The sequence below is a fragment of the Paraburkholderia oxyphila NBRC 105797 genome, assembly GCF_000685075.1.
Classification (GTDB): domain Bacteria; phylum Pseudomonadota; class Gammaproteobacteria; order Burkholderiales; family Burkholderiaceae; genus Paraburkholderia; species Paraburkholderia oxyphila.
The window spans coordinates 22,094-48,136 of the sequence record NZ_BAYD01000009.1; the positions used below are offsets into that span (position 1 = coordinate 22,094).

At 67.5% G+C, this 26,043-nt stretch carries 24 protein-coding genes; 11 read left to right on the forward strand and 13 right to left on the reverse strand.

Translation table 11 applies throughout. The features are described 5' to 3' along the window. Nucleotides 1–22: 22 nt before the first annotated feature. From BO1_RS08100 to BO1_RS08120, 5 genes are all read right to left on the reverse strand, one after another. Nucleotides 23–655, reverse strand: a complete 633-nt coding sequence (locus BO1_RS08100; protein WP_043284142.1) for an ABC-type transport auxiliary lipoprotein family protein — start codon at nt 653–655, stop codon at nt 23–25. Nucleotides 656–739: 84 nt separating this feature from the next. Beyond that, nucleotides 740–1,705: an MlaD family protein gene (locus BO1_RS08105; protein ID WP_028217140.1), complete on the reverse strand. Its 966-nt coding sequence runs from the start codon at nt 1,703–1,705 to the stop codon at nt 740–742. A gap of 2 nt (nt 1,706–1,707) precedes the next feature. Continuing rightward, nucleotides 1,708–1,875, reverse strand: a complete 168-nt coding sequence (locus BO1_RS58895) for a hypothetical protein (protein WP_156992178.1) — start codon at nt 1,873–1,875, stop codon at nt 1,708–1,710. Continuing rightward, the gene (locus BO1_RS08115; RefSeq protein WP_407669919.1) at nt 1,875–2,756 is read right to left on the reverse strand and encodes an ABC transporter ATP-binding protein; all 882 of its coding nucleotides are present in this window, start codon (nt 2,754–2,756) and stop codon (nt 1,875–1,877) included. The genes BO1_RS58895 and BO1_RS08115 overlap by 1 nt, the downstream gene beginning before the upstream one ends. Before the next feature lie 53 nt (nt 2,757–2,809). Further along, nucleotides 2,810–3,931 (reverse strand): MlaE family ABC transporter permease, encoded by a 1,122-nt coding sequence (locus BO1_RS08120; RefSeq protein ID WP_043284145.1) that lies wholly within the window; start codon nt 3,929–3,931, stop codon nt 2,810–2,812. Nucleotides 3,932–4,388: 457 nt separating this feature from the next. On the opposite strand from BO1_RS08120, the gene BO1_RS08125 reads away from it, so the two are divergent. The 3 genes from BO1_RS08125 (at nt 4,389) to BO1_RS08135 (ending at nt 6,596) form a co-directional block, all read left to right on the forward strand. After that, on the forward strand, nt 4,389–5,309 hold the full coding sequence (locus BO1_RS08125; RefSeq protein ID WP_407669920.1) for a biotin--[acetyl-CoA-carboxylase] ligase: 921 nt from the start codon (nt 4,389–4,391) through the stop codon (nt 5,307–5,309). Next, nucleotides 5,306–6,283, forward strand: a complete 978-nt coding sequence (locus BO1_RS08130) for a type III pantothenate kinase (protein ID WP_043284146.1) — start codon at nt 5,306–5,308, stop codon at nt 6,281–6,283. Before BO1_RS08125 ends, BO1_RS08130 begins: the two co-directional genes overlap by 4 nt. A gap of 73 nt (nt 6,284–6,356) precedes the next feature. After that, on the forward strand, nt 6,357–6,596 hold the full coding sequence (locus tag BO1_RS08135; RefSeq protein WP_028217145.1) for a hypothetical protein: 240 nt from the start codon (nt 6,357–6,359) through the stop codon (nt 6,594–6,596). 101 nt (nt 6,597–6,697) lie between these two features. On the opposite strand, the gene rfaE2 is transcribed toward BO1_RS08135, so the two are convergent. The 7 genes from rfaE2 to BO1_RS08170 all read right to left on the reverse strand — a co-directional run bounded on the left by rfaE2 (nt 6,698) and on the right by BO1_RS08170 (nt 14,333). Next, the gene (gene rfaE2, locus BO1_RS08140; RefSeq protein ID WP_028217146.1) at nt 6,698–7,183 is read right to left on the reverse strand and encodes a D-glycero-beta-D-manno-heptose 1-phosphate adenylyltransferase; all 486 of its coding nucleotides are present in this window, start codon (nt 7,181–7,183) and stop codon (nt 6,698–6,700) included. A gap of 195 nt (nt 7,184–7,378) precedes the next feature. Then, nucleotides 7,379–8,248, reverse strand: a complete 870-nt coding sequence (locus tag BO1_RS08145) for a ferritin family protein (RefSeq protein WP_028217147.1) — start codon at nt 8,246–8,248, stop codon at nt 7,379–7,381. 496 nt (nt 8,249–8,744) lie between these two features. Continuing rightward, nucleotides 8,745–9,962 carry a patatin-like phospholipase family protein gene (locus tag BO1_RS08150; protein ID WP_028217148.1) on the reverse strand — a complete coding sequence of 406 codons (1,218 nt, stop codon included), beginning with the start codon at nt 9,960–9,962 and terminating at the stop codon, nt 8,745–8,747. A gap of 109 nt (nt 9,963–10,071) precedes the next feature. Then, nucleotides 10,072–10,785 carry a PhaM family polyhydroxyalkanoate granule multifunctional regulatory protein gene (locus BO1_RS08155; protein ID WP_028217149.1) on the reverse strand — a complete coding sequence of 238 codons (714 nt, stop codon included), beginning with the start codon at nt 10,783–10,785 and terminating at the stop codon, nt 10,072–10,074. Between the two features lie 290 nt (nt 10,786–11,075). Beyond that, nucleotides 11,076–11,900: an enoyl-CoA hydratase/isomerase family protein gene (locus BO1_RS08160; RefSeq protein WP_028217150.1), complete on the reverse strand. Its 825-nt coding sequence runs from the start codon at nt 11,898–11,900 to the stop codon at nt 11,076–11,078. A gap of 58 nt (nt 11,901–11,958) precedes the next feature. Continuing rightward, entirely contained in the window at nt 11,959–13,158 is a 1,200-nt protein-coding gene (locus BO1_RS08165; RefSeq protein ID WP_028217151.1) for an ABC transporter substrate-binding protein, read from the reverse strand. A gap of 188 nt (nt 13,159–13,346) precedes the next feature. Beyond that, the gene (locus BO1_RS08170; protein WP_028217152.1) at nt 13,347–14,333 is read right to left on the reverse strand and encodes a fumarylacetoacetate hydrolase family protein; all 987 of its coding nucleotides are present in this window, start codon (nt 14,331–14,333) and stop codon (nt 13,347–13,349) included. An 82-nt stretch (nt 14,334–14,415) separates the two neighbouring features. On the opposite strand from BO1_RS08170, the gene BO1_RS08175 reads away from it, so the two are divergent. The 7 genes from BO1_RS08175 to BO1_RS08205 all read left to right on the forward strand — a co-directional run bounded on the left by BO1_RS08175 (nt 14,416) and on the right by BO1_RS08205 (nt 23,263). Beyond that, the gene (locus tag BO1_RS08175) at nt 14,416–15,333 is read left to right on the forward strand and encodes an IclR family transcriptional regulator (protein ID WP_028217153.1); all 918 of its coding nucleotides are present in this window, start codon (nt 14,416–14,418) and stop codon (nt 15,331–15,333) included. Between the two features lie 103 nt (nt 15,334–15,436). Further along, nucleotides 15,437–16,939: a DUF3108 domain-containing protein gene (locus tag BO1_RS50095; RefSeq protein ID WP_063744669.1), complete on the forward strand. Its 1,503-nt coding sequence runs from the start codon at nt 15,437–15,439 to the stop codon at nt 16,937–16,939. Nucleotides 16,940–17,372: 433 nt separating this feature from the next. Beyond that, complete coding sequence (locus tag BO1_RS08185; RefSeq protein WP_028217154.1) at nt 17,373–18,200, forward strand: alpha/beta fold hydrolase; 828 nt, start codon at nt 17,373–17,375, stop codon at nt 18,198–18,200. A gap of 161 nt (nt 18,201–18,361) precedes the next feature. Beyond that, entirely contained in the window at nt 18,362–18,619 is a 258-nt protein-coding gene (locus BO1_RS08190; RefSeq protein ID WP_028217155.1) for a BTH_I0359 family protein, read from the forward strand. A gap of 287 nt (nt 18,620–18,906) precedes the next feature. After that, entirely contained in the window at nt 18,907–19,989 is a 1,083-nt protein-coding gene (locus BO1_RS08195; RefSeq protein WP_028217156.1) for a homocysteine S-methyltransferase family protein, read from the forward strand. 47 nt (nt 19,990–20,036) lie between these two features. Then, entirely contained in the window at nt 20,037–22,769 is a 2,733-nt protein-coding gene (gene metH, locus BO1_RS08200; protein WP_281179166.1) for a methionine synthase, read from the forward strand. A gap of 266 nt (nt 22,770–23,035) precedes the next feature. Further along, on the forward strand, nt 23,036–23,263 hold the full coding sequence (locus BO1_RS08205; protein ID WP_028217158.1) for a hypothetical protein: 228 nt from the start codon (nt 23,036–23,038) through the stop codon (nt 23,261–23,263). 166 nt (nt 23,264–23,429) lie between these two features. Here BO1_RS08205 and BO1_RS08210 read toward each other — a convergent pair whose 3' ends face one another. Further along, a complete protein-coding gene (locus BO1_RS08210; RefSeq protein WP_043284148.1) occupies nt 23,430–23,756 on the reverse strand; it encodes a DUF1840 domain-containing protein in 327 nt (108 codons plus the stop codon). 423 nt (nt 23,757–24,179) lie between these two features. Here BO1_RS08210 and argS point away from each other — a divergent pair, with 423 nt between their 5' ends. After that, on the forward strand, nt 24,180–25,964 hold the full coding sequence (gene argS, locus BO1_RS08215; protein ID WP_028217160.1) for an arginine--tRNA ligase: 1,785 nt from the start codon (nt 24,180–24,182) through the stop codon (nt 25,962–25,964). Nucleotides 25,965–26,043: the final 79 nt, after the last annotated feature.

The following is a 26,043-nucleotide window of genomic DNA, read 5'->3' on the forward strand; positions in this document are numbered from 1 at the left end:
GAAGCGCCGGGCGCCGCGTTGCTCAAGGCGTGCCGGCGAACGCCTGCGCGCCCAGCCACGCGCCAATCTGGCCCGCGAAGTCGTCGCTCGCTGCGCGCAGCGCCGCTACACCGCCTGCGGCGTCGGGCGTGCTCGCGGGTGCGCGCGCCACGAAGGCGCGCTGCGCGATCACCTTGCCACCCTGCATGAGGGTCGCGCGCGCGGCCAGCACGCCGGCGCTTTGCGTTGGCGTGTCGAAGACCTGCTCGAACTCCGTGAGCTCGACTTTCAGCATCGGCGCCTGCACGGCGTCGGCGCCCGAGAGCACGGTGGCACGCGAGGCGAGCGTGGTGCGCAGGCGCTGCGTGAGCAGGCGCGCGGGCGACATCGTCCAGCGGCTGTCCGCGTAGCGCCCCGAGCGCTGCGAGTCGCCGTTCAGGCGATAGAGGATGCCGTCGTTGTCGAGCGGCGGGGGCGCGCTCACTTCGAGCACCTTGAGCGGCGGCAGCGACGCCGATGCGCTCGCCGCCTCCTGCTGCGGCCCGAGGTCGTAGCGGATATCGGAGAGCGCGGCGGACCTGCCGGCGCACGCCGCCAGCGAGCCGATGGCGAGCGCCGCAAGCGCGGCGCGGCAGAGCCCCAGGAGCGAGCGTGACGAAGTGGCTTGGCGTGACATTGCGGTTCCTTCCTGCGATTCCTTCCAGTTGATGCGACTCATGCGGCGCTGGGTGCTTGCGTTGATGCCTGGCCAGCCGCAGCGCTACTTCGCGCCCGCGCCGGCGGGCCAGGCGAAGCCCGGCTCGCCCGGCCCCGGCGCGGGCAGCGGCGCGCCGCCGAACAGCAGGCTGCTCGGGCTCGTGCTGAAAGCGCCCGCCGCCTTGTCGACCGAACGCATCGCCGAGCGCACGTCGTCGGTCAGCGAGTCGACGCGCGGCAGCGTGTCGTAGCCCACGCGCGCCGAAAGGTCCTGGATCGACGCATCGATCGAGCTCAGTGCCTGCCCGGCCTGGGCCGCCGCCGTGCCGACCTTGTTCAGATTGGTCTGGAACGGGCCGTCCGGCCGGTTCATGCTCGTGATCAGCTGATTGGTCGATTGCAGCGTCTTCTGCAAGTCGGCGACCGCGCCCGGCAGGCGCTGGGTGGTCGGCTGCAACTGCTGCGCGAGCGCGTTCGCGCTGCTCGCGGCCTGCTGCAGGCTCGAGACGGTCGCCATGATCTGCTTGCGGTTCTCCTCGTTCAGCATCTCGTCGACGTCGCCGGCGATGTTGTCGAGCTTGCGCAGCAGCGCATCGCCGCGCCGCTGCAACTGGTCGAGCAGGCCCGGGCGCAGCGGAATCTCGGCCACGTGCTTTTCGGAAGAAGGCAGCGGCGAAAGATCGAGGCCATTGTCGTCGAGCTGGACGAACGCGATGCCCGTCACGCCCTGCAGTGCGAGCGTGCCGTAGGTGGAGCGCGTCATCGGCGCTTTCTGGTCGACCACCACGCGGATGCGGATCTGCCCCGGGTGGCTCGGATCGAAGCGGATCGACTGCACCTTGCCGACGTCGAGCCCGCGATAGCGCACGGCGGCATCGGGGTAGAGCCCGGTCACGTTGCTGCGCGAGATGAGGTCGTAAGGTACGCGCACGGTATGGTCGGCGCTGAAGAAGACGACCGCAAACGCGATCACGGCCAGCAGACCAAGCGTGAAGGCACCCGCCCAGAACGCATGCGCTTTGTTTTCCATCGTCAGATTCCCTCGTTGGGGGCCACGAATGCGGCCACACGCGCGGCTACGAATGCGGCCACGGGCACGACCCCGAATGCGGCCGCAAGCGCGGCTACACGCCCGGCCACCAGCGCGGCCGCCGACGCGGCGGCGCGGCGCTCGCGCGCGCAGTCTCGCGTGGCGCGCATCAACACGGCTTCGCGCCCACCGAAGCCGGCGCGAGCGCCGCCAGCGGCAGCTTCGCGCGCCGCTCGGGCGGCAGCGCCTGCAGCGCGCGCCGGCCGCGCATGCCCAAAAAATATTCGCGGATGAACGGATCGTCCACGCACGCGGCCTCCTCCACGGGGGCCGCCACCAGCACCTTGCGCTCGGCGAGCACGGCCACGCGCGTGGAGAGCGCGACCATCGCGTCGAGGTCGTGCGTGATCAGCACGACAGTGAGGCCGAGCGCGCGGTGCAGCGTGCTGATGAGCTCCACCACTTCGTCCGACGAGCGCGGGTCGAGCCCGGCGGTAGGCTCGTCGAGAAAGAGCAGCTCCGGCTCCAGCACGATCGCGCGCGCGAGGCCCACGCGCTTGACCATGCCGCCCGAGAGCGCGGCCGGCATCTTCGAGGCGTGCTTGCACGGCAGGCCCACCATCTCGAGCTTGAGCATCACGATGTCGCGCAACAGGTCGGCCGGCACCTTGCCGAGCTCGCGCACCGGCTGCGCGACGTTGTCGAACACCGAGAGCGAGGAGAACAGCGCGCCGTGCTGAAACAGCATGCCCGTGCGCGTGCGCATGAGGCGGGCGCGCTCGGGCTCGATCGTCGAGATGTCTTCGCCAAACAGCTTGATCGTGCCCGAAGTCGGTTTTTCGAGGCCGAGAATCTGGCGCACGAGCGTGGTCTTGCCCGAGCCCGAGCCGCCCACGATCGTGACGATCTCGCCGCGGCGGATGTCCAGGTTCAGGTGCTGATGGACGATGTTGCGCCCATAGCGCTTGCTGAGATTGCGCACCTCGATGATGGGCTCGCCGATGGCGGGCAGCGGCAAGTCCTCGGCCACCTCCTTGAGCGGCGTAGTCAAGGTGCCCGTCGTGGTCATCGCGCCTCGTGCGCCTATCGTGCCCGTCGTCGTACTCATGACAGCCCCACGTTCTGAAACAGGATGGCGAACACGGCGTCGGCGAGGATCACGATGGTGATGGAAGTCACGACCGAGGTGGTCGTGCCTTCGCCGAGGCTTTGCGAGTTCGCCTTGATGCGAAAGCCGAAGTGACAGCCGACGATCGCTACCAGCATACCGAATGCCACGCCCTTGCCGAGCCCGATCCACAGGTTCGCGATCGGCACCACGCTCGGCAGCGAGCGGATGAAGTACGAGATGTCGATGCCGAGCACGGCCTTGGCCGCGAGCGCGCCGCCCAACAGCGCGATGATGTCGGTCCACATCACGAGCAGCGGCATCGCCACGCCCAGTGCGATCACGCGCGGCAGGATCAGGCGCAGGCCGTGCGAGATGCCCATCACGCGCATCGCGTCGAGTTCCTCGGTCACGCGCATCACGCCGATCTGCGCGGTGATGGCCGAGCCCGAGCGCCCCGCGACCAGGATGGCCGAGAGCACCGGCCCGAGCTCGCGGATCACCGCGAGGCCCAGAATGTTCACGATGAACTGGTTCGCGCCGAACAACCGCAACTGCTGCGCCGACAAATACGACAGCACGATGCCGATCAGAAACGCGACGAGCGCCGTGATCGGCAGCGCGCGCGTACCTGCGTTATAGACGTTCGCGGAGATCTCCACCCAGGGCGTGACCTTCGGCTTGCGCAGCACGAGCAGCAGATCGAGCACCACGCGGCCGAGCATCGCCAGCCCGCCGTACAGGTGATCGCCGAACGCGAAGATCGCGAGGCCCAGCCTCGTGACGGGATCGACGCGCACCACGCGCTCGGCCGGCTCGCGCACCGAATCGAGCAGCGCGATGCGCTCGAAGATGTCGCGCTGCGTGTCGGAGAGCGCCACCAGATCGGCGGGCAGCTTGTGGCCCCAGACGCGCCAGAGCGCCTGGCCGCCCACGTGATCCATGCGCTCGACGCGCGAGAGGTCCCATTGGCCGATGCGCTCGCCATCGAGCGCGCGCAGGCGCCGCGCCGCGCCGCCGTGATCGCGGTCGCGCGCGAGCGCCAGCGCGGTCCATTGACCGGACAGGCGCACGATCTTTCCGTGGGTGCCGGCCGCGATTTCGAGGCCGGGCGGCATCTCTTGAGTCAAGGCGGGGCGCTCGGGCGGGAGGAATGATCAATCATTGTAACGAACGCGCCCCGTTTCGGCGGTCCGGGCGCGCACCCATTCGTCTGCTGGAGCAAAGCCCAGGTTGCGCCCCGGAGCGCTGTGGATAATTCTGTGGATGACCTGTTGGCAGCCTGTGGGCGCGCTGTGGAATGCGTAAGCCCTGAGTACGAGTCAGCGCAATACCGTCTGCATCCACCATGCCGGCCCCTGTGGATGATTCCGTGGATAACCTGTGGGCCGGCTGTGGGCTAGCTGTGAATTGCCTAAAGAACAGGCAAAATTTGGACGACTTCCGCGCAAGCGCCACCCCGGAGCACCTATCGAAAAAGCCGGGGAGCCACGCGGAACGGACAGGCGCCACGCCGATGGCAGCGCGCGGCGGCCTGCCTATTTGCGCCCGTCAGCGCCAGTGGCAGCCACTACAATACGAGACATGAATACTCCTACCCCAGATACCCCGAGCGCCGACGACTGGCGCATCGACCGCGAGCGCGCGGTGACGCTGTTCGGCCCCGCCGCGCACGACTGGCCCATCGAGATCGTCGAGGAGACCGGCTCGACTAACGCCGACCTGATGGCGCACCTGAAGGCACTGCCGCATCGCGCCGACGCCCTCGCGCGTCCGATCGTGCGCGTGGCCTATCTGCAGACGGCGGGCCGCGGCCGGCGCGGGCGCAGCTGGGTCGCCCAGCCCGGCGACGCGTTGCTGTTTTCCATCGGCTGCGTGCTGCCGCGCCCGGTCGAGGGGCTCGCGGGCTTGAGCCTCGCCGTCGGCTCGGCGCTCGTGGACGGGCTGCGCACGCTGCCCGTGGCCGCGCCCGGCCAGATCGCGCTCAAGTGGCCCAACGACGTGCTGCTCGAAGGCGACAAGCTGGTGGGGATCCTGGTGGAGAGCGCGTGGAGCACGGCCGACGCCTCGGCGGTGGTGATCGGCATCGGCACGAACGTGCGCCATCCGGAAGCGCTCGCCGCGAAGGTCGAGGCGCTCAACGCCGACCCGGCGAATCAACAGGCGGCGCCCGTGCCGGGTACGGTGCCCACCGCGCTCTCGCGCGTGTGGCCCGCCGCCAATCTCACCGACGTGCTGGCCGCCGAGCTCAACGCGCTCGAAGGCGCGCTGCAGCGCTTCGGCACGGCGGGCTTCGCGCCGTTCCAGGCGCGCTGGAACGCCTGCCACGCTTACGCGGGCCGCGAGGTCGCGCTCTACGAGCAAGGCGCCGAGCTGCTGCGCGGCGTGGCCGTGGGGGTGGACGAGCGCGGCCAGTTGCTCCTCGATACCGCGCGCGGCCGCGAGGCCGTCACGACCGGCGACATCTCGCTGCGGCTCGCAGGCAACGGCGCATGAGCCACACGAGCAGCGCCCAGCGCGCTTGCCCGCCGCCGTTTCTGCTGATCGACGCCGGCAATAGCCGGATCAAGTGGGCGCTCGTGGCCGCCGATGGCTCGCGTTTGCACGCCGGCGCGTCGAGCCACGACGCCGCCCCGGGCAACGCGGCGCCCGGCACGGCCGCCGCGACCAGCACTGCCACCGCCATCGCCGCCGCACGCGACTTCGCCGACTGGTCGGCGCTACCCGTGCCCGGCAGCGCATGGATCTCGAACGTCGCGGGTGCGGCCGTGGCGCAGCGCATCGACGCCGCGCTCGACGCTCACTGGCCCGGCCTCGCACGCACGGTGATCCGCTCGACCCGGCAGCAATGCGGCGTGACGAACGGCTATACGACCCCCGACGCACTCGGCAGCGACCGCTGGGCCGGCATGATCGGGGCGCGCGCGGCGTTTCCGGACGAGCCGCTGCTCATCGCCACGTTCGGCACCGCAACGACGCTGGAGGCGCTGCGCGCCGACGGCACCTTCGTGGGCGGCCTCATCGCACCGGGCTGGACGCTCATGATGCGCTCGCTCGGCGAGCACACGGCGCAGTTGCCAGTGCTCGATGCGCACCACGCGCGCGGCCTGATCGGCACGGCGCACGGCGAGCACAACGCTGGACAAGACGCGGGATCGATGGCGGGAACGGCGCTGGGAACGATGGCGGGAACAGCGACGGGAACATCGGCGGAATCGGCGGGAGCGTTGGGACTAGGCCCGCTCTTTGCCACCGACACGAAGCGCTCGATTTCGACGGGCTGCGCGCTCGCCCAGGCGGGCCTGATCGAGCGCGCCTGGGCCGATTTGCAAGACGCGTGGAAAATGCCGGTGCGGCTGGTGGTGAGCGGCGGTGCGGCCGCCGAAGTGACGGCGGCGCTGAAGGTGCCGCATACTCGCCACGACGCATTGGTGCTCGCAGGCCTCGCGCTGATCGCGACGCAATCCTGAGCGCGCCTTGGGCGCATGCCGCCGCACGGCGCGGCGGCGAACCTCACGAACGATATCGACGGAGTCTCACACGATGCTGCGCTGGCTGATCGCCATCCTGATTCTCGCCAACCTGCTCGCCTTCGGGGCGATCCGTGGCCTGTTCGGCCCCGCTCCCCTGACGGGCACGAACGGGCACAAGCAACTGAACCGGCAAATCCATCCGGAAGGCCTTACGGTGCGGCCGATCAAACCCTCGGAGTCCGTGGACGTGCCCGTGGTGGGCGGCCCGGTCGCCGATCCGGCCATTCAGGCCTCTACGCTCGCGCAGTAATCGCGGTACGCGGCGCAAGCGTTGCGCGGCGCGCATGAGCGACGCGTGAACGCTCGATTGCCGCGCGGGTCGAGCGCAGCGCTCCGGGTCGACGAAACCGCTCAGCCCTGCTGTTCGCGCACCTTCTGCAGCAGCTTCGTGGTCGAGCGGTCGTGCTCGAAGGCGATCGCGAGCGCGCGGCCGCCCCAGCTGCGCACGAGCGCCGACTCGGGCAGCGCATCCATGTCGTAGTCGCCGCCCTTCACGAGAATGTCCGGGCGCACGGCCTCGATCAGCTCGATCGGCGTGCGCTCGCCGAACTGCACCACCCAGTCCACGCTTTCGAGCGCCGCCAGCAGCGCCATGCGGTCGTTCTCGTTGTTGATCGGGCGATCGTCACCCTTGCCGAGCATCTTCACCGAAGCGTCGCTGTTCACGCCGACGATCAGCGTCGCGCCCAGCGCCTTCGCGTCGGCGAGATAGGTGACATGCCCGCGATGCAGGATGTCGAAGACACCGTTGGTGAACACCACCGGGCCGCTCAGCGAGGCGCGCCGTTGTGCGAGCGCCTCGCGGGTCGTGATCTTGCGTTCGAAGGAAGCGGGCATGGAATGAGGCTCGAGTGAAGCGCGGCGGACGGTGTCGTCGGAAGCGCCGCGCGAATGAAACATTCGGAACGATTGAAACCAGACAGCAATGGGCGCCGCCGACGAAAAAACAGCCCGTCACGCGTGAGCGCTCCGGGCCGTCGGGTTCGCCTCAGCGCCGCGAGGGGCGCGAGACGAACGAGCGGTGGGCGGGCATCAGGCCGGCTGCTGCGCGCCCTGTTCGCCCTGCAGACGCTGCACCACTTCCTTGCGGTAGCGGTTGAGCTCCTGCGCCGTGGTGAAGGTGCGCTCGAACAGGATCGACAGGTTGTGCAGGATGCGCTCGACCACCTTCTTTTCCCAGCCATCGTCGAAGCGGATCTGCTCGTCGAGCCAGCGCTCGAGCCATTCCGGATCGGGCAGGCGCGACTGCACGGTGTCGCGCGGGAACAGCGCCTGGTTCACGTGCAGGTTCGTGGGATGCAGCGGCTTCTCGGTGCGGCGCGCCGAGGCCATCAACACGCCGATCTTCGCGAACGCCGCGCGCGCGCCGTCGCCGAAATTGTTGAGCGCCTTCTTCATGTAGCGCAGATACGCGCCGCCATGGCGGGCCTCATCGCGCGAGATGGTTTCGTAGATGGCCTTGATGACCGGCTCCGTGTGCCACTCGGCCGCACGGCGATACCAGTGGTTCAGGCGGATCTCGCCGCAGAAGTGCAGCATGAGCGTCTCGAGCGGCGGCGCCGGATCGAACTCGAAGCGCACGGCGTGCAGTTCTTCCTCGGTGGGCACGAGCTCCGGCTTGAAGCGGCGCAGGTACTCCATCAGCACGAGCGAGTGCTTCTGCTCCTCGAAGAACCACACGCTCATGAACGCGGAGAAGTCGCTGTCATGATGGTTGTCGCGCAGGAACATCTCCGTGGCCGGCAACGCGGACCATTCGGTGATGGCGTTCATCTTGATGGTCCTGGCCTGCTCGTCGGTGAGGAGCGACGCATCGAACTTGTCCCAGGGAATATCCTTTTCCATATCCCATCGGACCGATTCGAGCGATTTGTAAAGTTCCGGATAAAGCATCGTGTTCATAGTCCCGCCCCTGTTCTGCGCATGACGACTTGTATCGTGCTGCCCGCGGCCGCGTCGGTTTGACATATCTCTACGGCACACAGGCTAAAACATTTAATTTTACGCGGTAACCGGCCGCCCGGACGCAATTACACCCCCGCTAAACAGATTACTTCCTGTCGAGCGGCAATCTGCAATGCCGGATTGGGAGGCGCCGTTGTGGATTCTGGGTAGTTGCACCATGCCTTGAATCCGGCTGCCGGATAAATTCGCGGGATTCCGCCCGCGTCGTTTGGCCGCCCGTCCGCCCCGTTCACGCGAGGCGCGGCGGCCCTGACGGACCGTTCGGCGAGCATCGCGTCAAGCTGCGGCAGATTGCCGCAGCTTGCAGCCAAACCACCGCTCAGCCGCCTCTCCCGCGCCCGCCGCCTGCCGCTGGCCCGTCCGCGTTGACGCGCTGGAGCCTCCGACAGCGGACGGTCGGAAAAACCTTACACGATGATAGCACGCCGATCTTTCAGTTCCGGGGCGCTTCCGGGTGCCCGTGCGCCACGCCGGAAGGCTCGTCCGACGGTTGTTTGAGCCATTCCAGAAGAAGCTCGCGTTGAGCCAGCGTGTCGCGGTAGCCGAGCTCGACCAGCTCCCGCGTAAATGCGCTCTCGAACAGCAGATAGCTCGCAAACGCCGCACCCGACGCGCGATTGCCGCCCACCGCCCCCAGCAGCGTGCGCACCGAGAGCGGCAGCTGCTGCAAATGACGGGCGGCGATCAGCTCGATGCGCTCGCTCGGCCCGATCGCGAGCACGTCGATGTGCCGCCAGCCGCTTTCCGGCTCGACGGTGTGCGGCAGGTGCAGCACCATGCGGTTCACGTGCTCGATGCGCTCGATGTCGGCGCCGAGCGCGTCGAGAAACACGCTCGCGAGCACCTGCTGGCCGATCTGCGCGAGCGTCGGATAGAGGTCGATGTCGGGGCGCGCGGCCGGCACCTCGGGCGCGCTCGCGTTGGCGCCGATCACGACGATGCGCTCCGCGCCGAAGTGGATGGCCGGCGAAAGCGGCGCGATCTGCCGGATCGAGCCGTCGCCGAAATATTCGTGATGGCCGTCGAGCTCAAGGCGCACGGCGGGAAACACATAGGGAATCGCCGCCGAAGCGAGCAGATGCGCGGGCGTGAGCGCGACCATGCGTGCCGTGCGCTGCGCGCGGCGCCACGCGCTGATGGGCTCGCTCGCCTGATAGAAGGTCAGATGCCGCCCCGACGAATAGCTGAGCGCGGTCACGGAGAGCGCATGCAGCAGGCGCTCGTCGAGCATCTGCTCGATGCGGTGGAAATTGAGCGTGCCTTCAAGGAAACGGGCGAGCGGCGCGTTGTCGAACAGCGTGCGCGGCGTGCGCCGCGCCGCGAGCCCGAAGGTGGCCCAGCCGAACGCGAGCGCGGCGAGCCAGCGCGCGCCCGCGGCCGCGACGCCGGGCAAGTCGGTGCGATAGACCTGGCTGGCGCTCAGATTGGACCAGATGTCGACGAGGCGCTGCGCGCCGTGCAAGAAGTGGTCGGCATGACTGGCGATCGAGGTGGCGTTGATCGCGCCCGCCGAGGTGCCGCAGATCACCGTGAACGGCATCGCGCGCCGCGCCGGATCGGCCTGCCCGGCGAGTTCCGCGAGCGCGCGCAGCGCGCCGGCCTGGTAGGCCGCGCGTGCGCCGCCACCCATCATCACGAGCGCAAGCCTCATGACGCCGACGCTCCCCGTGTGCTGCGTCCCGCAGGACAGATTGGCCTTCGACGACCTTTAATCGCTGGCGCCGACCGCTAATCGACGCGCCTCGTCACCGCTCCCGGCGCTACTCGGGCTGCGCCGACGAGCGCTTCGCGCTGCGCGCACCCGGCTTGCTACCCGCGCCGCCGCCGTTCGCGCCACCGCTACCGCCGCTGCGCTTCGCCGCCGGCTTCGCGCGCGGCGCAGCCGCTTCGGCCGCGGCCTGCGCCGCCTCGGTCGCCGCTTCGGCGGCCGCGGCGGGCTGAACCATCGCGAACTGCGCGAGCTGATTGAATTGCGACTGCAGCAGGTTCCACCACGCCGAGGCGTCGAAACCGGCCGGCGCCCCCGCTGCGGCATCGGCCGCTTCCGCGGATGCGGCGCCCGCTTGCGCGCGTGCGTCGCGCGGCTCGGGTTCCGGCGCGCTCTGCGTGCTCGACGGACTCATCGACTGCGCGAACGCGCCGAACGCGCGCAAGGTGGAGAGCGTCGCGCGCTGCACTTCGAGCGCCTGGATCGCCGACTGCAGCATGCTCAGGTTCAGCTTGAGCCACTGCTCGACGGCACGCAGATCGGTGATGCGCTTGTCGAGCTCCTCGATATTGGTGAGCGGCGTCATCATGTCGGACATCATCGAAAGCGACGGCCCGAGTCCCTGCGCCGCGCCCGGCTCGCTGCCGGGAAACGCGCTGCCGAACGGCGTGAGGCGCATCATCCCCCACATGCGGTCGAGCATCTCGGCGGGCGGAAAGCCGGGAAAGCCCGGGAACGGCGGCACGGTGCCTGCTGAATCGGTCATGCGGATTCTCCCTCGCAAAGTTGGTTGGCCACGCTGAACGGCCGGCTGGATGGCCGGCCGCGCAGATCAGGCGGGCCCTAAGGATGTGGCTTGCGCCGGCTTGCGGCTCGCAGCGACATGGCGTGTTCCGCTGCAGGCCGCCCGCACAAAAGCGCAGATGATTACGCTTCGATCATACCGCGCGGGCCGAGCCACCGGGCGCGCGAAGTTCAGGCCTCGCGCACTCGGCCAAAGCACGGCGCGCATGCGGTTGCCGGCGCGCTCGAGCAACGCGCGCCGCCACGGACCCGTTAGAACGGATCGCCGCCCGGAAATTCCGGCGCGCGCCGCTCGCGCAGCGATTTGACGCCCTCGTGCACGTCGGGTCCGGCAAAGCCCATGAATTCGAGCGCGAGCGAGGTATCGAAATTCGGCCCCGCCTGGCGCAGCCAATTGTTCAGCGCGTACTTGGTCCAGCGCAGCGCGGTCTGCGAGCCGTTGGCGAGGCGCTTCGCAACTTCGAACGCCTTGGGCAGCAAGTCGTTTTCGTCCACCGCGAGCGAGACAAGGCCGATGCGCTCGGCCTCCTCGCCGCTCACCGGCTCGCACAGCAGCAGGTAGTACTTCGCCTTCGCCATCCCGCACAGAAGCGGCCAGACGATCGCCGCGTGATCGCCCGCCGCGACACCGAGGCGCGTGTGTCCGTCGATGATGCGCGCCGACTTCGCCGCGATCGAGATATCGGCGAGCAGGCCCGCCACGAGCCCCGCGCCCACCGCCGGGCCGTGCATCGCCGAAACGATGGGCTTGCTGCAGTTGATCACGTTGTAGACGAGGTCGCGCGCCTCGCGCCAGACCCGCGCGCGCACGTCGAAGTGCGTGGCCATGTCCTCGACGAGCGCAAGATCGCCGCCCGCCGAAAAGCCCTTGCCCTCGCCGCGGATCACCGCGACGCGCGCGTCCGGGTCGTGGTCGACGTCGCGCCAGATTTCGGCGAGCTCGCGGTGCATATTGGCGTCGGCCGTGGCGAGGCCACTCTTGTTCGCGCCCTCGCCGCTCATCACGATCTCGACGATGCCGTGCTCGTGCCGCCGCACGCGCAGCGCGTCATAGTGGGCGTAAAAAGGATCGTTCATGGGCGGCTCCTAAATTGCTTCGGATTGCAGAATCATTGGACGATACATCAAGGAAACATCAATGCGGCTGGTAAACCCATTTGCCGTCCTGGATCTCGACCATCACGCGTGCACGCGCGTCGAGCCCCAGGTGGTCCGTAGCGCTCATGTTGACGATGCCGTTGGTGGTGTGCAGCCCGCGCGTGGACTCGATGGCATCGCGCAGCGCGTGGCGAAACGCTTTCGTGCCCGGCGCCGCCGACTGGAGCGCAATGGGAATCGCGCTGCCGAGCAACAGGCCCGCGTCCCACGTATAGGCGCCGAACGCCGAAACGGAACCGGCGCCGTAACGTGCTTCGTAGCGCGAAATATAGTCGAGCGCAAGGCGCCGCTCCGGCTCGCCGTCGGGCAGCTGCGCGGCCACGAGCACGGGGCTCGCGGGCAGGAAGGTGCCGTTGCAGTCGGCGCCGCACACGCGCAGGAAGTCGCGGTTGCCCACGCCGTGGTTGTGATAGATGAGGCCCCTGTAGCCGCGCTCCTTGAGCGCCTTGGGCGGCAGCGCGGCGGGCGTGCCGGCCGCGCCCACCACGACGGCGTCGGGCTTCGCGGCGACGATCTTCAGCGCCTGGCCCGTCACGCTCGGATCGGTGCGATTGAAGCGCTCGCTCGCGACGAGCTTGATGCCGCGCGCCTGTGCGGCCTTGGCGACTTCGACGTAGAACGCCTCGCCGAGCGCGTCGGCCTGGCCGATATAGGCGATGGTCTTCACGTTATGCGCGGCCGCGTGCTCGGCGATCGCGCCGGCCATCATCGCGTCGGTCTGCGGCGTCTTGAACATCCAGTGGCGCTTGTCGTCCACGGGCTCAATGATCTTCGCCGAGGACGCCAGCGAGATCGTGGGCGTCTCGCCCTGCGCAATCACGTCGAGCATCGCGAGCGTGTTGGGCGTGATCGACGAGCCGATGATGGCGTCCACGTGCTGCTCGTCGATCAGCTTTCTCGTGTCCTGGACGGCCTGGGTGGTATCGGAGGCGTCGTCGAGCACGATGTACTGCACCTGCTGGCCCGCGATCTGCGCAGGGAACATTGCCGCGGTGTCGCGCGCCGGAATGCCGAGCGACGCGGCCGGGCCAGTGAGCGAAAGCACGAGGCCGATCTTGATTTGTGCGAGAGCGAGAGTGGGCGCCAAAATGCCGAAAAGGCCAGCAAGTGCCGCACGCGGGGCGGCGACGCTGGATGCGAGCGAGCAGGCAAAACGACGTGGGCGAAAGGGCTTCACGGTGTCTCCAGACTATTGGTATGTCGAGCGTATTCTGCGTACGGCTTCGAATGCGGTCCGTGTACTGCCCATGATGCGCAGACCGCCTGCGCGCAAGCGTGAGCGCCTGAAGGCCCCACGCGCACGCGCGTTCGCCAGTGTAGCCGCACGCGGCGCATGCGGCATCCGGCGAAACCCTCTCGGACGGCTCAGCTGGCGCCCGGCGCCACGGCCTGATCGATCGCGCCAAAGATCGAGTGGCCGGCTTCGTCGAGCATCTCGATCTTCACGCTGTCGCCGAACTTCATGAACTCGGTGCGAGGCTCGCCGTGCTCGATCGTCTCGAGGCAGCGCTTCTCGGCGATGCAGCAGTAGCCGCGCTTCGCATCCTTGTTCGAGACGGTGCCCGACCCGACGATCGCGCCGGCGCGCAGATTGCGCGTCTTCGCGGCGTGCGCGATCAGCTGGCCGAAGTGGAACACCATGTCGGTGCCCGCGTCGGGCTGGCCGACCTTCTTGCCGTTCCAGTACACGAGCATCGGCAGATGCACGCGCCCTTCGCGCCAGTGCTCGCCGAGTTCGTCGGGCGTCACGACGACGGGCGCGAACGACGTAGCCGGCTTGCTCTGGAAGAAGCCGAAGCCCTTTGCGAGCTCGACGGGAATGAGGTTGCGCAGCGAGACATCGTTCGCGAGCGTGATGAGACGCACGGCCTTGAGCGCGTCCTCGGCGCTCGCGCCCATCGGCACGTCGCCGGTGATGACGGCGACTTCGGCTTCGAAGTCGATGCCCCAGGCCTCCGATGCGCAGACGATGTCATCGGTCGGGCCGATGAAGTCGTCGCTGCCGCCCTGGTACATGAGCGGATCGGTCCAGAACTCGGGCGGCATGGGCGCGCCGCGCGCGCGCCGCACGAGCTCGACGTGATTCACATACGACGAGCCGTCCGCCCACTGATAGGCGCGCGGCAGCGGCGCCATGCACGCGCTGGCGTCGAAGCTGAAGGCGTTGCGCGCGCGGCCATAGTTGAGCGTCTCGTAGAGATCGAGCAGTTGCGGCGCGTAGAAGCGCCAGTCGTCGAGCACACGCTGCAGCGTGGGCGCGATCGCGTCGGCCATGGCGGCGCTGCGCAGGTCGCGGGAAACGACGATCAGTTGACCGTCACGGGTGCCGTCCTTCAGCGTGGCGAGTTTCATGTAGTGGGACGTGGATGACGATAGAGGAAATGTATTCTACGATGGTGAATCGAAATCCGAACGCCAGGACCCGCACGACTCCATGCCGCCTTCCCGATCCGCCCGCCCCGCCACGACACCGGCCGCACTATCCGCGGCTGCCGCCCGCGACGCCGAAGACGCCGCCGACCTCGACGACGCCCACGAAAGCAGCGAGAGTGGCGACGCCGGCGAAGAAAAACTGCGCTCGGGCATCCAGTCGATCGAAGTGGGCTTCCGGCTGCTCGAAGTGCTGACCAACGAGCCGCGCGCGATGATGCTGCGCGACCTCGCGCAGCGCGCGGGCATGAGCCCGGCCAAGGCGCACCGCTATCTCGTGAGCTTCATGCGTCTCGGCATGGTCGCGCAGGACGCGCTCTCGGGCCGCTATGAACTCGGCGGCTTCGCGTTGCAGCTCGGGCTCGCGCGCCTCGCGCGCGTGGACGGCGTGAAGCTCGCGCGCATCGCGCTTGCCGAGCTGCGCGACGCGCTCGACATCACCGTGGGCATCGCCGTCTGGGGCAATCAGGGGCCGACCGTCGTGCACTGGATGGAATCGAGCCATCCGGCCAAGGCCTCGCTCAAGCTTGGCGACGTCATGCCGATGCTCAGCTCCGCCACGGGCCTGCTGTTCGCCGCTTACCTGCCGCGCAGCAAGACCGGGCCGATGATCGAACGCGAGCTCGGCAGCGCGCAGCACTATTCCTCGGGCTCGACGCCCCGGACCGCCGAGGAACTCGAGCGCGCGCTGGCCGAAGTGCGCGAGCATGGGGCCGCGCGCGTGGAAGGCATGCTGCTGCCGACCATCCACGCGTTCTGCACGCCCGTCTTCGATGCGACAGGCGATCTCGCGCTCGGACTCATCGCGCTCGGCCACGAGGGTGCGTTCGATATCGCCTGGAACGGCGCCGTCGATCGCGCGCTGCGCGCCTGCGCGCAGAAGCTCTCCTATGAATTGGGGTACAGCCCCGTCGAACGCTGACGCGTCACGGCAGTCGAGGCTTTCTGCAGCCAAGGCGCGTGTCGTGTCACAGTAACGGTCTCCCACATGCCAGCGCCTCTGCTTTAAGTCTTATTTGAGCCCGATGTCCACTTCCGCCGCCGACCACCAGGCCGATCGTGCCCGCCCCACGCCGCCGCGCCGCTCGCGCGCGTGGCGCTGGGTGGCTGTGTTCGTCGCGGTGAGCACGCTGCACTGGCTCGCGGCGGAATGGTTCGCGCGTCATCACGGCGCGCCGCCGCCGCTCGCTCCGGTGCGCGTGCCCGTGCAGGTGGCGCTGCTCAAGCCCGAGCGCATCGAGCAGCAGGCGCGGCCCGCTGCAAGCGCGCCGGCAAAACCGAAGCCCGCGGCACCCGCGCGGCCAAAGCGCGCGACGAGCGCGCCGCACACGCTCCAGGCTGTGGCGCCGCCCGCGCCGCGTCCCAAGGTCCCCGCTGCGCCTGAAGCACCGCAAGCCGCATCGAGTCCTTCTACTGAAACTGCGTCGGCAAGCACCGCGAATGGTGCAAGCGGTGCAGCGGCCACTGCCGCGCCCGGCAACGGCAGCCATCCGTCCGCGCAGGCCCAGCAAGCCTCGCATGGCGTGAAATTCTCCGTGCCGCCCTCGGGCGAGCTCCAGTACGACACATTCTTCAACGGCGCGCGCAATCAGCCTGGCACGATCCACTGGAAGAGCGACGGCAAGCGCTACGAGATGGTGGTGTCGATACCGCTGCCCTTCGTCGGCACGTTCAGCTGGACGAGTCGCGGCCACGTGGATGCCTTCGGCCTCGCGCCCGAGCAGTACATCGAAAAGCGCGGCCGCCGCCCCGAAGACTTCACGATCTTCAATCGCAATGAGAAGCAGATCGTATTCACGCGCACGCCCAACTCGCTCGCGCTGCCCGATGGTGCCCAGGACCGCTTCAGCATGGTGATGCAGCTCGCGAGCCTCGTGCGCGGCGACCCCGATGCCTACAAGCCCGGCGTCACGCGCGAGTTCTACGTGGCCGACAACGACAGCGGCGAGACCTGGCCCATCACCACCATCGGCGACGAAACGGTGAGCACAGATCATGGCTACGTGACGGCGCGCCACTTCATGCGGCTGCCGCGCCACGCAGGCGACAAGCGCCGTATCGACGTGTGGCTCGCGCCCTCGCTCGGCTGGCTGCCGGTACGGCTCGTACAGACCGAACCGAACGGCACCGAGGTCGAACTGCTGTGGCGCGGCGCGCTCAGCGTGCCGACTGCGTCGAATGATATGAGCGATGCGGCGCCGGGCGCGAGCGGCGCTGCGAATGGTGCTGCGAGTGGTGGCGCGAACGGCGCTGCAAGCGGTGGCGCGAACGGCGCCGCGAACGATACGACACAAGGCACGCCAACTAACGCCACGACTTCCTCGCCGGCGCCGCTCGAAATGACGCCGGCCCCAACGAACCCGGCACCGGCCGATCAGAACGGCGGCATGCCGCCAGCGGCATCACCGTCGGCAGCGCCTTCGCCCACGTCGCCATCGTCGGCGCAATCGACACCGCCATCGGCACCTCAAATGGAACCGCAACCGGGGACGCCTCTGCCTGCCGCCGACGCGCCGATGCATCCCTGAGCGCCCTGGCGCACACAAGCCCACAACAAAGTCGCCCGCGCACGACGATGACGGCCCTTCTGCCTACACGTTTGCGTGAAATGGCGCATACTGAAAATCATCGAAGCGCCGCGCATCAAAACGCTTGAAAGGCGGCGACGCATCACTCTTCGAAGCGGGACGGAACACCCGTGGCAATACGCTGCGGACGGCAAAGAACGAAACAACGAATCCACTGAGGAAAAGCTTCGAACGAATCCGCTGATGCGCCCGACACGAGACACCGCGCGCAGACAGCCCGGCAGCACATGACAATGCAACACGGATAGCGCCACGAACGTCGCGCGCCCGCACACACGGACCCTTCGGGCGTGCCGTTTGCGATGCAGGAACGACGTTCACGCAGGAACTCGCAATCGCCTGGACTCCCGACCCCAAGGTCAAGGAGGAACGCATGCAAGCGACTGTCAACGGCATCGATACGCGCTACGTCTTCGAAGACCGCAGCGGCGGCCCCGTGTTGACGTTCATTCATCAGCTCGGCGGCGACCTCACCGTATGGGACACCCTCGCGGGACATTTCCGGCATCGCTATAGCGTGCTGCGCTACGACGTGCGCGGCCATGGCGCAAGCGCCGTCTCTCGCGTCGCGTTCGGCCTTCGCGATCTCGCCGCCGATCTCGCCGCGCTACTCGACGCGCAAGGCATCGCTCAGACGCATCTCGTCGGCATGTCGATGGGCGGCATGATCGCGCAACAGTTCGCGCTCGACCATGCAACGTCCGACACCACACCGGGCACGCCAGCGGGCACGCATTCGCGCGCGCGCTCGCTCACGCTGTGCGATACCGCGAGCCGCACCGCGCCCGAAGCTCGCGCGACCTGGGACGAACGCGCCGAACTGGTTCGCCGCGAAGGTCTCCGGGCCCTCGCCGATACGACGCTGGCGCGCTGGTTGACCGCCAGCTTCCGTCTTACCCATCGCGATACCGCCGCACAAATATGTGACGTTTTATTACGGACGCCTGCGGAAGGCTATGCACGCGCATGCGAAGCGCTGCGCGATTTCGACGTTCACGAACAACTCGCGCAGTTGCGTGTGCCGACGCTCGCCGTGGCCGGACGGCACGACAGCGGCACGCCACCCGCGCTGACCGAGGCGCTGGCGCAAGCGATCCCCGGTGCACGCTTTGAATTGCTCGATGCCGCGCATCTGGCCCCGGTAGAGGAATCTCACAGTTTCGCGGCCCTGCTTGAAACGTTTCTTGGGCAGCATGTCTAAATGTTGCACCCGGTTTGTTGCACCCTGAAAAAGGAGAAAAAAGGAAATAGGGAAGGCGGTCGGAAAAAGAGGTGATGTGGGACCCACCCCTTGAATTCCCGAACGAACGCTCCATGTATCGATACAAGCAGTGAGGGAGCACAGGAAAAAGGAGTGTCGCCATGCAAATGATCTACAACAGTCCCAACTATTGCGTCGTCGAGTTTCCCCCGCAGGATGGCCATACCGCCATGCGCTCGGGTGGCTACGAGATCGTCGATAAAAATGCGCGGCGTGAAATATTCATCGACGGCGCGATGGCGGCACGTTTTCGCGAAGACGTGCAGAAACTGATGGATGAAGAACAGTCGCTGGACGAGGTGGATGAATTCCTCGGACAGTTCGACAGCCTCATGCAGCAACCCGTAGTGCTCCACTGACGCAGCCCGGCTCACGTTGCAGCGCAAGGGCTCACGCCAGCAGCACCCTCACCGTTAAACAGGCAACACCCCACTCAGGGAACCCCGTCCGGCCACCAGCCGCGCGGGGTTTTCATTTTGCGGGGCCGGCCACATCGGCGAGCGCGGCCACTGCACGATCACTGCGCGGCCATCGCGCGCCATCCACCCTCGCAACCACGTCAAGCGGCGCGCCAGCGCAGCGCCCCGGCTGCCGCTACAATAACGGGTTTCCCAGTCCAATCGGCGCTTTTGCCCGCCCGCCATCCATGAACCAGCCTGCCGAACACGCTTCGCGCCCCGCCGGGGCCGTCCCGGGCGCCACCCCGTACACGCGCGGCGCGGCGCTCCCCGCGCTGCTCGCTTCGCGCATCCTGATCCTCGACGGCGCGATGGGCACGATGATCCAGCGCTACAAGCTCGACGAAGCCGCCTACCGCGGCGAGCGCTTCAGGGACTATTCGCGCGACATCAAGGGCAACAACGAGCTGCTCTCGATCACGCAGCCGCAGATCATCAGCGAGATTCACGAGCAGTATCTCGCCGCGGGCGCGGACATCATCGAGACCAACACCTTCGGCGCGACCACCGTGGCCCAGGACGACTACGGCATGGGCGAGCTCGCCATCGAGATGAACCTCGAATCGGCCAGGCTCGCGCGCGCCGCGTGCGACAAGTACTCGACGCCGGACAAGCCCCGCTTCGTCGCGGGCGCCATCGGACCGACGCCGAAGACCGCGAGCATCTCGCCCGACGTGAACGATCCGGGCGCGCGCAACGTCACGTTCGAAGAGCTGCGCGCCGCGTACTACGCGCAGGCCAAGGCGCTCATGGATGGCGGCTCCGATTTGTTCCTCGTCGAGACGATCTTCGACACGCTCAACGCGAAGGCCGCGCTCTTCGCGCTCGATCAGTTGTTCGAAGATACGGGCGAGAATCTGCCCATCATGATCTCGGGCACCGTCACCGACGCCTCGGGCCGCATTCTCTCGGGGCAGACCGTCGAGGCATTCTGGAATTCGCTGCGCCATGCGAAGCCGCTCACGTTCGGCCTGAACTGTGCGCTGGGTGCGGCGCTCATGCGCCCGTATATCGCTGAGCTCGCGAAGCTGTGCGATACCTACGTGTCGTGCTACCCGAACGCGGGCCTGCCCAATCCAATGAGCGACACGGGCTTTGACGAGACGCCTGCGGATACGTCCGGTCTCCTGAAGGAATTCGCGACCGCTGGCCTCGTGAACGTGGCGGGCGGTTGCTGCGGCACCACGCCCGAGCACATCGCCGCGATCGCGAAAGCGCTCGCCGAAGTGAAGCCGCGCCGCTGGCCCGGGCAGTATCGCGACGCGGCGTAACGCCATAACGAAACGCCCACGCGCCGACTCACCACGACACTCAGACGATCCGGTCCCACGCCATGACTGACCATACCCTGCGACTCTCCGGCCTCGAACCCTTCAACGTGAACGAAGGGTCGCTCTTCATCAACGTGGGCGAGCGCACCAACGTGACCGGCTCGAAGGCCTTCGCGCGCATGATCCTGAACGGCCAGTTCGACGAGGCGCTCGCTGTCGCGCGCCAGCAGGTCGAGAACGGCGCGCAGATCATCGACGTCAACATGGACGAGGCGATGCTCGACTCGAAGGCGGCGATGGTGCGCTTCATGAACCTGATCGCCTCCGAGCCCGATATCGCGCGCGTGCCGATCATGATCGACTCGTCGAAGTGGGACGTGATCGAGGCGGGCCTGCAGTGCGTGCAGGGCAAGGCGATCGTCAACTCGATCTCGCTCAAGGAAGGCAAGGAACCGTTCATCCATCACGCGAAGCTGATCCGCCGCTACGGCGCGGCGGCCGTGGTGATGGCCTTCGACGAGCAGGGCCAGGCCGACACCTTCGAGCGCAAGACCGAGATCTGCAAGCGCTCGTACGACGTGCTCGTGAACGAAGTGGGCTTCCTGCCCGAAGACATCATCTTCGACCCGAACATCTTCGCGGTGGCCACGGGCATCGAGGAGCACAACAACTACGCGGTCGACTTCATCGAAGCCACGCGCTGGATCAAGCAGAACCTGCCGTACGCGAAGGTGAGCGGCGGCGTCTCGAACGTGTCGTTCTCGTTCCGCGGCAACGACCCGGTGCGCGAGGCCATCCACACCGTGTTCCTCTACTACGCGATTCAGGCGGGCATGGACATGGGCATCGTGAACGCGGGGCAGCTCGGCGTCTATGCCGATCTCGACCCCGAGCTGCGCGAGCGCGTGGAAGACGTGGTGCTCAACCGGCGGTCCGACGCCACCGACCGTCTGCTCGAAATCGCCGACAAGTTCAAGACCGGCGCCGCGAAGAAGGAAGAGAACCTCGAGTGGCGCAACCAGGACGTCGAGAAGCGTCTCGCGCATGCGCTCGTGCATGGCATCACGAACTTCATTGTCGAGGACACCGAAGAAGCGCGCCAGAAGATCATGAATGGCGGCGGCCGCCCGATCAACGTGATCGAAGGCCCGCTCATGGATGGCATGAACATCGTCGGCGACCTGTTCGGCCAGGGCAAGATGTTCCTGCCGCAGGTCGTGAAGTCGGCGCGCGTGATGAAGCAGGCCGTCGCGCACCTGATTCCGTTCATCGAGGAAGAAAAGCGCAAGCTCGCCGAAGCGGGCGGCGACGTGCGCGCGAAGGGCAAGATCGTCATCGCCACGGTGAAGGGCGACGTGCACGACATCGGCAAGAACATCGTTTCTGTCGTGCTCCAGTGCAACAACTTCGAAGTCGTCAACATGGGCGTGATGGTCCCGTGCAACGAGATCCTCGCGAAGGCGAAGGTCGAAGGCGCGGACATCATCGGCCTCTCGGGCCTCATCACGCCGTCGCTCGAAGAGATGGCCTACGTGGCCTCCGAAATGCAGCGCGACGACTACTTCCGCGTGAAGAAGATTCCGCTCCTGATTGGCGGCGCAACCACCTCGCGCGTGCACACGGCCGTGAAGATCGCACCGAACTACGAGGGCCCGGTGGTGTACGTGCCGGATGCGTCGCGCTCGGTGTCGGTGGCCTCGAGCCTGCTCTCCGACGAAGGCGCGACGAGGTACATCGACGAGCTCAAGGGCGACTACGACCGCATCCGCGACCAGCACGCCAACAAGAAAGCGCAGCCGCTCGTGACGCTCGAAGAAGCGCGCGCGAACAAGACGAAGATCGACTGGGCGAACTTCCAGCCCGTGAAGCCGAAGTTCCTCGGCCGCCGCGTGTTCAAGAACTACGACCTGAACGAGCTCGCGAACTACATCGACTGGGGTCCGTTCTTCCAGACCTGGGACCTCGCGGGCCCGTATCCGCAGATCCTCAACGACGAGATCGTGGGCGAGTCGGCGCGCAAGGTGTTCTCCGACGCCAAGTCGATGCTCGCGCGCCTGATTCAGGGCCGCTGGCTCCAGGCCAACGGCGTGATCGCGCTCTTGCCCGCGAACACGGTCAACGACGACGACATCGAGATCTACACGGACGAGTCGCGCACCGAAGTCGCGCTCACGTGGCGCAATCTGCGCCAGCAGTCGGTGCGTCCCGTCGTCGACGGCGTGATGCGCCCGAACCGGTCGCTCGCCGACTTCATCGCGCCGAAAGAGTCTGGCGTGGCCGACTACATCGGCATGTTCGCGGTCACGGCCGGCATTGGCGTGGACGTGAAAGAGGCGCAGTTCCAGAAGGATCTCGACGACTACAGCGCGATTATGCTCAAGGCGCTCGCCGACCGCTTCGCGGAAGCGTTCGCCGAGGCGATGCACGCGCGCGTGCGCCGCGACCTGTGGGGCTATGCCGCCAACGAAACGCTCGATAACGACGCGCTGATCGCCGAGAAGTATTCGGGCATCCGCCCGGCGCCGGGCTATCCGGCCTGCCCGGACCACCTCGTGAAGCGCGACATGTTCGAGGTCCTGCAGGCCGGCGAGGTTGGCATGAGCGTGACCGAATCGCTCGCGATGCTGCCGGCGGCGAGCGTCTCGGGCTTCTATCTCGCGCACCCGGACAGCACGTACTTCACGCTGGGCAAGATCGGCCAGGACCAGCTCGCCGACTTTGCGCGGCGCATGTCGCTCTCCGACCAGGACGCGCGGCGCGCGCTCGCGCCGCTGCTCTAAGGCACAGACAGGCACAGGCCGGGCGCGCCGGAGAGCCCGCCCAGCCCTTGCTCACGCTCCGCCGGCCCATCGCAAGCATCGCCGGCACAGCCCGACATACGGAAATCGATAGCCTGAATATTTGGCGCACGCGAATTCTCGGCGTTTTTTCGGCTTTGTAAGATGGCCGCGCAGCACCCAAGGCCCAACGCGGCACGCATCGTCCGGCGCCGCGCCGGCTTCATCAGCAAGTCCTTAATAAATTGCCGTCCTCCGGAGAAAATCGTATGAAGAAGCTGATGTTGATGTTGACCGCATTCGGCGTCGCAGCGCTCGCCCAGTCGTCATTCGCCCAGCCGGCATCCCAGCCCGCCGTCGTCCATCAGGAAGCAAGCGCCGTGTCGACGTATTCGGCGCCCACCCAGAAGCACGTGAAGAAGCCGAAGAAACAAAAGGCCAAGAAGGGTGCCGCCTCGGCTGCGTCGATGGCCGAGCCGGCTGCCGCCAGCCAGTAAGCTGCGCGACGGCGCGCGCCGCCGGGCGCGTGGATCGTGAGCACCAAAGCAAAGAGCCCGCACGGCTAACCGTGCGGGCTCTTTGCTATTCGGCATGCAGGTCTCGGCGCGCTGCCGCCACGCAGAGCCAGCGCGCGACAACGCGCGCTACCTGCTCCGCTACGAATCAAACGCCCCAGAGGACGTCGTTATCTTCCTGCTTCGCGAGGCGCAGCATGTCTAGGAACGGAAACGCGCGTTGCGCGAGGCCCGGGGGCAGTTCGTGATGGTCGTGGCCTTCCTCGCCTTCGTGGAAATGACCCTCGTGCTCGGCGCGTTCCTTCTTGTCGGTGGCGATGGCGGCTTCGAGCTTGCTGATGGCCGTGTCGAGCTCTTCGTGCGTGATGACGCCGCGCGGACCGAGCCGCTTGCCGATGATGCCGAGGAGGTACTGAGCGAGGTTTTCCAGCATCGTCACGTCGGGCGACGCATGACATTTGAATGTAACCAGCATGTCTGTTTCCCTTTCTGTTTTTTGAGGTCCGCTTTCACTCTCGAGCCCACCACGCGCCGTTGCGGACCGTGCTGCAACCGTGACAGGCGCCAGCGGCACCAGCGGCACCGGCGGCACATCGTGGCGCGCGGCCTGGCCGGGCTTCTCATTGCACATATTAGCACCTGCTAAAATCCGTCTGGACGGAATTACCCGCAGGGCGCGGCGGCGCGCCGGATGTGCAAAAAGCGGTGCCAGGCGCGATGCCGAAACGTCGCCGCCGGCCTTTGCCGGCCTTTGCCCGCCTTGCGCGCCGAGTCGCCCGGCAACGCCCGCGCGCGGCCCCGCCAATAAAACGGCGCAACCGCACGACGGCGCGCAGGCCGACCACGCCACCACGGCTGCCAGCCCGCCCCCATTACCCGCACAGGACCTGCAACAAGCATGCTGCCCGCACAGAAACTCACCCTGGAGACCCTGCTCGCCGACGCCGTCGCCCAGGTCGCCAACGCCACCGAAGGCGCCGCCGAAGCCGCATTCGTCGTTCCCGCCATCGCGCTCGAGCGCCCGAAGGTCGCCGCGCACGGCGACGTCGCCTGCAACGTGGCAATGCAGCTCGCCAAGCCGCTGCGCGCCAATCCGCGCGCGCTCGCGACGCAAATCGTCGATGCGCTCAAGGCGCTGCCCGCCGCAGTCGGCCTGATCGCCGACGCCGAAGTGGCCGGCCCCGGCTTCATCAACCTGCGCCTCACCGCCGACGCCAAGCGCGCCGTGCTCGGCGCCGTGTTCGCCGAAGGCGCAGCGTTCGGCCAATCGAAGCGCGAAGCCGGCAGGCACGTGCTGGTCGAGTTCGTCTCGGCCAACCCGACGGGCCCGCTGCACGTCGGCCACGGCCGCCAGGCCGCGCTCGGCGACGCCATCTCGAACGTGCTCGCCTCGCAGGGCTACGACGTGCACCGCGAGTTCTACTACAACGACGCGGGCGTGCAGATCGGCAATCTCGCGATCTCCACGCAAGCGCGCGTACGGGGCCTGAAGCCCGGCGACGCGGGCTGGCCAGAAGCGGCCTATAACGGCGAATACATCGCCGACATCGCGCGCGACTACCTCGCGGGCGAGACCGTCGCCGCGAAGGACGGCGAGCCCGTGAAGGGCGCGCAGGATCCCGAGGACCTCGAAGCGATCCGCCGCTTCGCCGTGGCGTATCTGCGCCACGAGCAGGATCTCGACCTGCAGGCGTTCGGCGTGAAGTTCGACCGCTACTACCTCGAATCGTCGCTGTACACGGAAGGCCGCGTCGAGAAGACCGTCGAGGCGCTCATCGCCTCGGGCCAGACCTACGAGCAGGACGGCGCGCTGTGGCTCAAGACCACCGACTACGGCGACGACAAGGACCGCGTGATGCGCAAGTCCGACGGCACCTACACGTACTTCCTGCCCGATGTCGCCTATCACGTGACCAAGTGGGAGCGCGGCTTCACCAAGGTCATCAACATCCAGGGCTCGGACCACCACGGCACCATCGCGCGCGTGCGCGCGGGCCTGCAGGCGCTCGGCGTGGGCATTCCGAAGGGCTACCCCGACTACGTGCTGCACAAGATGGTCACCGTGATGCGCGACGGCCAGGAAGTGAAGATCTCCAAGCGCGCGGGCAGCTACGTGACGGTGCGCGACCTGATCGAATGGTCGGGCGGCGCGAACCCCGGCAGCGAAGTCGCGCCCGACCTGCTCGACGAGGCGACCATCCGCCGCGGCCGCGACGCCGTGCGCTTTTTCCTCATCTCGCGCAAGGCCGACACCGAGTTCGTGTTCGACATCGACCTCGCGCTGAAGGAAAACGACGAGAACCCGGTCTATTACGTGCAGTACGCGCATGCGCGCATTTCGTCGATTCTCGGCGACTGGCAAGGCAAGCACGGCGGCAAGCTGGCCGCGCTGCCCAAGGTCGACCTCGCGCCGCTCGATAGCGAGCGCGCGCTCGCGCTCATCGCGAAACTCGCCGAATTCCCCGACATGCTCACGCATGCTGCCACGGAGCTCGCGCCGCACGCCGTGGCGTTCTATCTGCGCGAACTCGCGGCTGAGTTTCACTCGTTCTACAATGCCGAACGCGTTCTCGTCGACGATGCCGCCGTGCGCGACGCACGCGTCGCGCTGCTCGCGGCCACGCGCCAGGTGCTCGCGAACGGCCTCGCCGTGATCGGCGTCTCGGCGCCCGAGCGCATGTAACACGACTCGCGTGCCGCACGGTGCGCCGGGCGCGCAAGCGCTCCGGTGCGCCGTGCGCAGCAACACGAGGCAGCGCACG

Bases quoted from the DNA above. Each gene is read 5' to 3' on its own strand.
- BO1_RS08205 (WP_028217158.1), top strand. From the start codon at position 23,036: ATGAAGAAGCTGATGTTGATGTTGACCGCATTCGGCGTCGCAGCGCTC.
- BO1_RS08185 (WP_028217154.1), top strand. From the start codon at position 17,373: ATGCAAGCGACTGTCAACGGCATCGATACGCGCTACGTCTTCGAAGAC.
- BO1_RS08195 (WP_028217156.1), top strand. From the start codon at position 18,907: ATGAACCAGCCTGCCGAACACGCTTCGCGCCCCGCCGGGGCCGTCCCG.
- BO1_RS08210 (WP_043284148.1), bottom strand. From the start codon at position 23,756: ATGCTGGTTACATTCAAATGTCATGCGTCGCCCGACGTGACGATGCTG.
- BO1_RS08175 (WP_028217153.1), top strand. From the start codon at position 14,416: ATGCCGCCTTCCCGATCCGCCCGCCCCGCCACGACACCGGCCGCACTA.
- BO1_RS08150 (WP_028217148.1), bottom strand. From the start codon at position 9,962: ATGAGGCTTGCGCTCGTGATGATGGGTGGCGGCGCACGCGCGGCCTAC.
- BO1_RS08160 (WP_028217150.1), bottom strand. From the start codon at position 11,900: ATGAACGATCCTTTTTACGCCCACTATGACGCGCTGCGCGTGCGGCGG.
- BO1_RS08155 (WP_028217149.1), bottom strand. From the start codon at position 10,785: ATGACCGATTCAGCAGGCACCGTGCCGCCGTTCCCGGGCTTTCCCGGC.
- BO1_RS08145 (WP_028217147.1), bottom strand. From the start codon at position 8,248: ATGAACACGATGCTTTATCCGGAACTTTACAAATCGCTCGAATCGGTC.
- argS (WP_028217160.1), top strand. From the start codon at position 24,180: ATGCTGCCCGCACAGAAACTCACCCTGGAGACCCTGCTCGCCGACGCC.
- BO1_RS08135 (WP_028217145.1), top strand. From the start codon at position 6,357: ATGCTGCGCTGGCTGATCGCCATCCTGATTCTCGCCAACCTGCTCGCC.
- rfaE2 (WP_028217146.1), bottom strand. From the start codon at position 7,183: ATGCCCGCTTCCTTCGAACGCAAGATCACGACCCGCGAGGCGCTCGCA.
- BO1_RS08100 (WP_043284142.1), bottom strand. From the start codon at position 655: ATGTCACGCCAAGCCACTTCGTCACGCTCGCTCCTGGGGCTCTGCCGC.
- BO1_RS08130 (WP_043284146.1), top strand. From the start codon at position 5,306: ATGAGCCACACGAGCAGCGCCCAGCGCGCTTGCCCGCCGCCGTTTCTG.
- BO1_RS08170 (WP_028217152.1), bottom strand. From the start codon at position 14,333: ATGAAACTCGCCACGCTGAAGGACGGCACCCGTGACGGTCAACTGATC.
- BO1_RS08105 (WP_028217140.1), bottom strand. From the start codon at position 1,705: ATGGAAAACAAAGCGCATGCGTTCTGGGCGGGTGCCTTCACGCTTGGT.
- BO1_RS50095 (WP_063744669.1), top strand. From the start codon at position 15,437: ATGTCCACTTCCGCCGCCGACCACCAGGCCGATCGTGCCCGCCCCACG.
- BO1_RS08190 (WP_028217155.1), top strand. From the start codon at position 18,362: ATGCAAATGATCTACAACAGTCCCAACTATTGCGTCGTCGAGTTTCCC.
- BO1_RS58895 (WP_156992178.1), bottom strand. From the start codon at position 1,875: ATGCGCGCCACGCGAGACTGCGCGCGCGAGCGCCGCGCCGCCGCGTCG.
- BO1_RS08120 (WP_043284145.1), bottom strand. From the start codon at position 3,931: ATGCCGCCCGGCCTCGAAATCGCGGCCGGCACCCACGGAAAGATCGTG.